Origin of the sequence: Accumulibacter sp., from assembly GCF_031732815.1 — a bacterium.
Taxonomy (GTDB): Bacteria; Pseudomonadota; Gammaproteobacteria; order Burkholderiales; family Rhodocyclaceae; genus Accumulibacter.
This window is the reverse complement of record NZ_JAVMKF010000129.1, coordinates 1-5,062: the sequence shown is the minus strand read 5'-3', so window position 1 is coordinate 5,062 and position 5,062 is coordinate 1. Positions and strand designations below refer to the sequence as shown.

Below are 5,062 nucleotides of genomic sequence, written 5' to 3'. Positions count from 1 at the left end.
CCTGTCAGTCGCCGAACAGCGCGATGATGGTTTTCATCGACAGGTACAGGCGCGCGGGCCGCTGTTGCAGCGGCAGGAAGCTGAAATGGCGGTAGAAGGCTTCGGCTGCTTCGTCCTTGGCATCCACCAGGACAGCCATGGCCGCGATGTTCGCGGCGGCTTCCACGCTGCGGCGCAAGGCGTCCATGAGCAGGAATTCCCCCATGCCCATGCCCTTCATGCTTTGATCGACGGCCAGCCGACCAAGCAGCGTCACCGGGAGTTGCGGGTAACGCGGCAGCTTTTTGGTCAAGGCATCGGGCAATTCGCTGGCGTCCACCGTCGAGGCGGACAGCGTGTAATACCCGAGCACCTGCGCGGCGGGCGGCTCAATCAGAACGAAGGGCGCGGCGACGCGCTTGTCGGCGTCCTGGCGGGCTTGCTGGCGCAGGTAGCGATCCAGCGGCGCACTGCCGCAGGAAAAGCTGTCGCGGTCATGGCCCTTACCGAGGGGCTCGATGCGATGCGGGGTCGCCGGGGCCGACAATCACCGCCCCATTTGCTGGCGGTAGGCCGCTGCGGCCTGGCGCAGACGCTCATTCGGCGCGGGCGGGTCGAGCAAAGCGGTCACGAACGCGATCTGCTCGGCCCGGCTCAGACGGATCGTTTCGTGTTCCCGAAGGATGCGCGCGGCAGCCTCCTGGGCGCTGGCGACGACGAATTCGCTCAGGGTGCGCCCGGATAGCGTGGCAGCCTGTTGTAGCACCGCTTTTTGTTCGACCGACAGGCGGGCTTCCAGGCGCGCCGCGCGCGTCTTGTCGTCGGTGACTGGATCGCTGGTCTGCATGGCCTTTCTCCCGTGTTTTTGCTTGCCGTCGCCCGTGCAAGCGAAAGCTCTCCTAATGTACGGCAAACGTACGGAACAAACAAGGCCTTTCTTGGGCGTTCCCGCTCGCGCTACGCGCCAGCGGGCCGGGCCTGAAGTCCCGGCCATCCGGTAACGATCCCTGACGCAAAAGCCAGTGAGCGGCGTCAGCTTCGCTCACGCCGGGTGACGGGGCACGGCTGCGCCCTGCCCCGCATCGACGACCGCCCAGCTTAATGGCTGCGCCATCAAGCGTGGCCCTTCTTTTGGACGCTGCTCCAGGCGCGGCGCAAGAGTAAAGCTCCGCCGGCCGGCGAGGTATCCCCGAGCTTCCGCCCCCCGCGGGGGTTGTGCAGGCCGGTTGATTCCCCTCCCCACCGGTCGCCCTTACGCCTACCCGTCCTTGACCTGGTCGAGAAGAATGCAGTTGTGGAACCAAGTTATTTGTGCAGCAGCTTGCTGCACAAATCCTTCTTCAGGCCAGGCCTCGGCGAACGCCCGCATGTACTTCATGTTGCGAGGGGAAAGCCCGCGCATGTCGGGGAACTCGGCACGGAGGTCGCGGGCCGGTTGGTCGATGACCTTCGCCCCCCAGCCCTGGGCGGATTGCCGTTCGAGAATCTCCTTGCCGATGCGCCAATAGAGCAGGACCAGTTCCCGGTTAACGGCGAGCCCGACCTTCAGCCTCGCCGTGCGGATGGTGGTCTTCAACTCCGCCAGCCATGCGGCGTAGTCGGGAGGGATGAGGGTTGTCATGCTTCGGCGGTTACGGTTTTCGGCGAGTCACTTGATCTGGAATTGTCCACCAGGTTGCTGCACTGTTGCGCGACGGTAGATCCGTCGGGCGGCGTATTCCGGGTTTCCGGCAGAGCCCTGGAAAATTCCCACGCCCCCAAAAGTCTGATGGCAAAGCCGGTTGAGTGTGGTTGGGGAGTGCTCGAAAACCGTTCTCGCTCGAAGCGGTGCAGAACGGCGAGTTTAGCGAAGGTCAGGCGGCTTCGAGTACCCGCATCTCGATGTGAAGTCCGGCAGCCGTCGCCATATTCACCAGTGCATCAAGGCCGAACAGGTTGATCTTGCCGCGCATCAGGTCAGAAACACGCGGTTGAGTCACGCCCAAGAGCTTGGCGGCTTGCGCCTGGCTCATTTCGGTGCGGGTAAGGTGGTTCTTCAGCGCCGTCATCAGAACGGAACGTAGCTTCATGTTTTCCGCTTCTTCCGGGGTGTCCTCGATGGCATCCCAGACGCTAGCAAATCGTTGGTTGCTCATTAGCCTAGCTCCTTCAACAAGTCGCGGTAACGTTTCGAGGCCAAATCCAAATCGGCTTTGCTGGTCTTCTCTGTCTTCTTCTGGAAGCAGTGAAGCACATAGACGGCATCAGCGAACTTGGCAACGTAGATGACCCGGAACGTCCCGGCTGCGTCACGAATCCGAATTTCCTTCGCACCTTGGCCGACGGTGTTCATGGGCTTCCAGTCGTCAGGCTCCTGGCCGTTCTGAACCTGATCGAGCTGATGACCAGCCTCGCGCCTGGCCGGAAGCGGAAAAGCGCGAAGCTCATCAAGGGAACTGCCCCGGAACTCGACAGGTCTGGGATCGGTCGTGCTCATACTATACAAAGTTTTGTATACCGCGGCAAGCGGGTATCAGGTCCAATGGAGCAGGCAACCGGCTTATCGTGCTTTACTTTCCGTTTTCTGAAGCGACCCCCAATAGGGCAGGACCAGTTCCAGGTTAACGGCGAGACCGGCCTTGAGCCTCTCCGTGCGGATGGTGGCCTTCAACTCCGCAAGCCATGCGACGTAGTCGGTAGGGATGAGGTTTGTCTTGCTTTGGGGGTCATGGTTTGCGGCGAGTCACTTGATCTGGAATTGTCCACCAGGCGGCCGCTCGGTTGAGCGACGGTAGCGCCGTCGGGCTGCGCATTCCGGGTTTACGGCAGCGCCCGGGGGAATTTTCCATACCCCAAAAATCGACCCGGCACGCCTCCCAAGGTCGGCCAGCCGGCATGGCACGAAGCGCGAAGAACGGCTTCGCCATACATCGCGCAGAGGCTGCTGCCGAGGATGGAGATCGGCGATCCGTGCGAAATAGAGTAAGGCAGAACAACAAGGCGCGCGCATCCGTTACGACCGTCCACCTCAAGACGGTTCTGACTTCCCACAAACGCAGAACCGACGCCGAGCTCGATCAGGAAGTCTCGCAGGCGCAGCACGAGTGCCTTTTCGATGGTGCGCTCGTTTGACGCGTCCGTGATCCCGAGGAAGTCGAAGGTGTAGGGGTCCTTGAGGATGTCGCGTGCCAAGTCGGACTGTGGCGACGGCAGCGCACGATCGAAGTTGGTTTGCGCGGCACCCACGCGCCGGTGCGCTGCAGTCTCGATCTGGAGTTCGAGAACCGACCGGCTCTGTCACCGTTTTCGATGGTCTTGCGGATGTACCACTCGCGGGTCGGCCGGTCTTTGACTTGGTCGAGACGGATGCAGTTGTGAAACCACAGCATTTGTGCAGCAGCTTGCTGCACAAATCCTTCTTCAGGCCAGGCCTCGGCGAACGCCGGCATGTACTTCATGTTGCGAGGGGAAAGCCCGCGCATATCGAGATCGACCCGGCACGCCTCCTCAAGGTCGGCCAGCCGGCATGATACGACGCGCGAAGAACGACTGCGCCGTACATCGCGCCAGTCTGCCGATGGAGACGGAGATCGGCTGTCCGGGCGAACTATAGATGCTTGGCCCCTGGCATCAGCGTAAGCGTCCAGCCCGGCCACCTGTAAAGCGACTGAGATGTGGAGGAAGCTCCTGGTTTTCGAGAGGAGGACGAGATGGACAAGGCAGGGGAACGGGAGGCGCACTGGCGACGGCATGTGGAGGCGTGGCGGGCGAGCGGCGCCACTCAGAAGGCGTACTGTGAGCAGCACGGTCTGAGAAGCCATTCGCTGAGTTACTGGCACCAGCGTTTGGCGGCGGAGTCGGGAGCGCGCGAGGGAGGAGGTCGGCTGACCCTGGTTCCTGCCGTGCGGGTTCCCGATACAGTGGCCTCGCTGCCCAGCGTGTCACTTCACAGCCCGCAAGGCTGGCGACTCGAATTTGCCACCCTGCCGCCTGCCGGGTGGCTGATGGCGCTGTGGGGAGAGCACGCATGAGCGCGCCCGTCGGCGCCGCGCCGAAGCGCATCTGGCTGGCCGTCGAAGCCGTCGACATGCGCCTGGGTATCGATGGCCTGTCGGCCCGCATCCAGGCCAGTCTCGGGCGCTCCCCGTGTGACGGCACCGCCTACGCCTTCACCAACCGGCGACGCAGCCGGCTCAAACTGTTGGTCTGGGATGGCACCGGCGTATGGCTGTCGCAACGCCGGTTGCACCGCGGTTACTTCACCTGGCCGAGCGCCAGCGACGCGGTTTTCGCCCTCACTCCAGCGCAATGGCGTTGGCTGATCGCCGGCGTAGACTGGCAGCGCCGCGACGCGCCGGCGCCCGCCCACTGGCAGGTATAGGCATGCGCTGTCTTGGCAAAAAAGAACGCAAAATCCGCCACTTCGACGCCTTTTAGAGCATCTTCATGGGATAATTCGTCATGGATTTAGCCAGCGAACTTGCCCCCTTCTCACCCTCGGCGGACCTGTTGTTCTGGGCCGAGAACCGGGTCGGTGGGCTGCTCGAACAGATCAAGACCAACGCCACGGAGATTCACTGGCGCGATGCCAAGATCGAGAAGCTGACTCTCGAACTGGCCTATTTGCGGCGGATGAAATTCGGCGTCAAGAGCGAATCCCTGGCCGCCGGCACCCGGGGCCTCTTCGACGAAACGCTGGCTGCCGACCTGGCCGCCTGCGAAGCCCGTCTGGCCGAAAAGCGCCAGGCGGCCGAAATGGGACCGCATCAACCGCCCCCCGAGAAACCGAAACGCGAACGCGCCGGCCGTCAGCCCTTGCCCGAGCAACTGCCCCGGGTTGAGCACCTGCACGAGCCCGAAACCTGCAGCTGTGGGCAATGTGGTCAGGCGCTGGTGCGAATCGGCGAGGACGTGACCGAGAAACTCAGCATCGTCCCGGCCGAGTTCTTCGTCGAACGCCATATCTACCCGAAGTACGCCTGCCGGCCCTGCGAGACCCTTACCGCCGCACCATCCGTGGCGTCGATCATCGACGGTGGGTTGGCGGCGCCGGCCTTGCTGGCCTGGGTGATGGTCAGCAAGTACGCCGATCACCTGCCGCTCT

General features: G+C 63.0%; 7 protein-coding genes and 3 pseudogenes. 3 read left to right on the top strand and 7 right to left on the bottom strand.

Annotation, left to right across the window (positions count from 1 at the left end):
- Window positions 1-4 precede the first annotated feature (4 nt).
- The 7 genes and pseudogenes from RKP46_RS09260 to RKP46_RS09230 all read right to left on the bottom strand — a co-directional run.
- Window positions 5-526, bottom strand: coding sequence for a GNAT family N-acetyltransferase (locus tag RKP46_RS09260; RefSeq protein WP_138678071.1), 522 nt, complete (start codon window positions 524-526; stop codon window positions 5-7).
- On the bottom strand, window positions 527-826 hold the full coding sequence (locus RKP46_RS09255; RefSeq protein WP_012806692.1) for a DUF1778 domain-containing protein: 300 nt from the start codon (window positions 824-826) through the stop codon (window positions 527-529). It lies immediately after the preceding gene.
- Between the two features lie 417 nt (window positions 827-1,243).
- Window positions 1,244-1,600, bottom strand: a pseudogene (locus RKP46_RS09250) (DUF1016 N-terminal domain-containing protein); the annotation flags it as partial.
- A gap of 232 nt (window positions 1,601-1,832) precedes the next feature.
- Entirely contained in the window at window positions 1,833-2,114 is a 282-nt protein-coding gene (locus RKP46_RS09245; protein WP_012806695.1) for a helix-turn-helix domain-containing protein, read from the bottom strand.
- Window positions 2,114-2,455: a type II toxin-antitoxin system RelE/ParE family toxin gene (locus RKP46_RS09240; protein WP_012806696.1), complete on the bottom strand. Its 342-nt coding sequence runs from the start codon at window positions 2,453-2,455 to the stop codon at window positions 2,114-2,116. Before RKP46_RS09240 ends, RKP46_RS09245 begins: the two co-directional genes overlap by 1 nt.
- Window positions 2,456-2,778: 323 nt before the next feature.
- Window positions 2,779-3,204: a PDDEXK nuclease domain-containing protein gene (locus RKP46_RS09235; RefSeq protein ID WP_171047315.1), complete on the bottom strand. Its 426-nt coding sequence runs from the start codon at window positions 3,202-3,204 to the stop codon at window positions 2,779-2,781.
- 113 nt (window positions 3,205-3,317) lie between these two features.
- Window positions 3,318-3,407, bottom strand: a pseudogene (locus RKP46_RS09230) (hypothetical protein); the annotation flags it as partial.
- 261 nt (window positions 3,408-3,668) lie between these two features.
- On the opposite strand from RKP46_RS09230, the gene tnpA reads away from it, so the two are divergent.
- The 3 genes and pseudogenes from tnpA to RKP46_RS09220 form a co-directional block, all read left to right on the top strand.
- The gene (gene tnpA / locus RKP46_RS20205; RefSeq protein ID WP_138678069.1) at window positions 3,669-3,989 is read left to right on the top strand and encodes an IS66 family insertion sequence element accessory protein TnpA; all 321 of its coding nucleotides are present in this window, start codon (window positions 3,669-3,671) and stop codon (window positions 3,987-3,989) included.
- Window positions 3,986-4,339 (top strand): IS66 family insertion sequence element accessory protein TnpB, encoded by a 354-nt coding sequence (gene tnpB, locus RKP46_RS09225; protein WP_138678068.1) that lies wholly within the window; start codon window positions 3,986-3,988, stop codon window positions 4,337-4,339. Before tnpA ends, tnpB begins: the two co-directional genes overlap by 4 nt.
- Window positions 4,340-4,545: 206 nt before the next feature.
- Window positions 4,546-5,062: pseudogene (locus RKP46_RS09220) on the top strand (IS66 family transposase zinc-finger binding domain-containing protein); the annotation flags it as partial.